We start from the raw sequence: 2,310 nt of genomic DNA on the forward strand, positions 1-2,310 counted from the left end.
GGCTCGGAGATGGTTATAAGAGACAGAGCGGCGCCAACAGCGGCACCCCCGCCCCGGCCATCAGCGTCTTGGCCCGGGTCTTGGAGGCCATCGCCTCGATCGCCTCCGGGGGCGGCCCGATCCACACCAGCCCCGCGTCCCGCACGGCCCGTGCGAACCCGGCGTCCTCGGAGAGGAAGCCGTACCCCGGGTGCACCGCGTCCGCACCCGCCGCCAGCGCCGCCTTGATGACCAGGTCACCGCGGAGATAGGTGTCGGCCGGCGCGTTCCCCGGCAGCCGCACCGCCGCGTCCGCCTCCCGGACGTGCGCGGCACCCGCGTCCGCGTCCGAGTGGACCGCCACCGTGGCGATGCCCAGCTCACGGCAGGTACGGAAGACCCGGCGGGCGATCTCCCCCCGGTTGGCGACAAGTACCGTGTCAATCACCAGCGCACCCCTCACATCCGAAAGACGCCGAACCCGCCCCGCGCCCCTTCGACCGGCGCGGTGTGGATCGCGGACAGGCACAGGCCGAGCACGGTCCGGGTGTCGCGGGGGTCGATCACCCCGTCGTCGTAGAGGCGCCCGGACAGGAACATCGGCAGGGACTCGGACTCGATCTGCTGCTCGACCATGGCCCGCAGCGCCGCGTCGCCCTCATCGTCGTACGGCTGCCCCTTGGCCGCCGCCGAGGCCCGGGCCACGATGGACAGCACCCCGGCCAGCTGCTGCGGCCCCATCACCGCGGACTTGGCGCTGGGCCAGGCGAACAGGAAGCGCGGGTCGTAGGCCCGCCCGCACATCCCGTAGTGCCCGGCGCCGTAACTCGCCCCCATCAGCACCGAGATGTGCGGCACACGCGAGTTGGACACCGCGTTGATCATCATCGAGCCGTGCTTGATGATGCCGCCCTGCTCGTACTCCCGGCCCACCATGTAGCCCGTGGTGTTGTGCAGGAACACCAGCGGCACGTCCCGCTGGTTCGCCAGCTGGATGAACTGCGCCGCCTTCTGCGACTCGGCGCTGAACAGCACCCCCTGCGCATTGGCCAGGACGCCCACCGGGTAGCCGTGCAGCCGGGCCCACCCGGTGACCAGCGAGGCCCCGTACAGCGGCTTGAACTCGTCGAAGTCGGAGCCGTCCACGATCCGCGCGATCACCTCACGCGGATCGAAGGGCACCTTGAGGTCGCCCGGCACGATCCCCAGCAGCTCGTCCGGGTCGTACTTCGGCTCGGCCACCGGCCCGGGATCCGGATGCGCCTTGGTCCAGTTCAGCCGGGCCACCACCCGCCGGGCCTGGCGCAGCGCGTCCGGCTCGTCCCGGGCCACGTAGTCGGCCAACCCGGAGGTGCGGGCGTGCATCTCGGCGCCGCCCAGCGACTCGTCGTCGCTCTCCTCCCCGGTGGCCATCTTGACCAGCGGCGGGCCGCCCAGGAACACCTTGGACCGCTCACTCACCATGATCACGTGGTCGGACATGCCGGGGATGTACGCGCCCCCCGCCGTCGAGTTGCCGAAGACCACGGCGAGCGTGGGGATCCCCGCCGCCGAGAGCCGGGTCAGGTCCCGGAACAGCGCCCCACCCGGGATGAAGATCTCCTTCTGGCTCGGCAGATCGGCCCCGCCGGACTCCACCAGGCTGACCACCGGCAGCCGGTTGGCGAAGGCGATCTCATTGGCCCGCAGCGCCTTCTTCAGCGTCCAGGGGTTGCTGGCCCCGCCCCGCACCGTCGGGTCGTTGGCGGTGATCAGGCACTCCACCCCCTCGATCACCCCGATCCCGGTGATCAGCGAGGCGCCGACCGTGTACTCGCTCCCCCAGGCGGCGAGCGGGGACAGCTCCAGGAAGGGGGTGTCCGGATCCAGCAGCAGCTCGATCCGGGCGCGGGCCGGCAGCTTTCCCCGCTTCAGATGCCGGGCCAGGTACTTCTCACCGCCGCCGGCCAGCGACTTGGCGTGCTCGATCTCGACCTCGGTGAGCTTGGCGAGCATCGCGGCACGGTTCTCGGCGTACTGCGGGCCCGAGGGATCGAGCGCCGAGGCGAGAACGGTCACAGCAGCACCTCCGGTATGTCCAGGTGGCGGGAGCGCAGCCACTCCCCGACGGCCTTGGCCTGCGGATCGAAGCGGGCCTGGGCGGCGACGCCCTCGCCCAGCAGCCCGTCCACGGTGAAGTTGAGCGCGTACAACCGCGGCAGCACATGGCGGCGTACCTCGAACCCGGCCGTCTCCGGCAGAAGCCGTTGGAACCGCTCCACGGTCAGGGTGTGCGCCAGCCAGCGCCAGGCCTCCTCGCTGCGCACCCACACCCCGACGCTGTCTCTTATA

Annotated in this window: 2 protein-coding genes and 1 pseudogene; all 3 read right to left on the reverse strand. The window is 71.3% G+C overall.

From position 1 onward, the window contains the following. Positions 1–25 precede the first annotated feature (25 nt). Positions 26–427 (reverse strand): annotated as a pseudogene (locus tag E4099_RS31325) (biotin carboxylase N-terminal domain-containing protein); the annotation flags it as partial. Between the two features lie 11 nt (positions 428–438). Beyond that, entirely contained in the window at positions 439–2,037 is a 1,599-nt protein-coding gene (locus E4099_RS31330) for an acyl-CoA carboxylase subunit beta (RefSeq protein ID WP_135342482.1), read from the reverse strand. Beyond that, positions 2,034–2,310: AtuA-related protein (locus E4099_RS31335; protein WP_425348290.1), on the reverse strand; the 277-nt coding region annotated here is incomplete at its 5' end. The genes E4099_RS31330 and E4099_RS31335, both read right to left, overlap by 4 nt.

Origin of the sequence: Streptomyces palmae, assembly GCF_004684805.1 — a bacterium.
In the GTDB taxonomy this organism is placed as follows: domain Bacteria; phylum Actinomycetota; class Actinomycetes; order Streptomycetales; family Streptomycetaceae; genus Streptomyces; species Streptomyces palmae.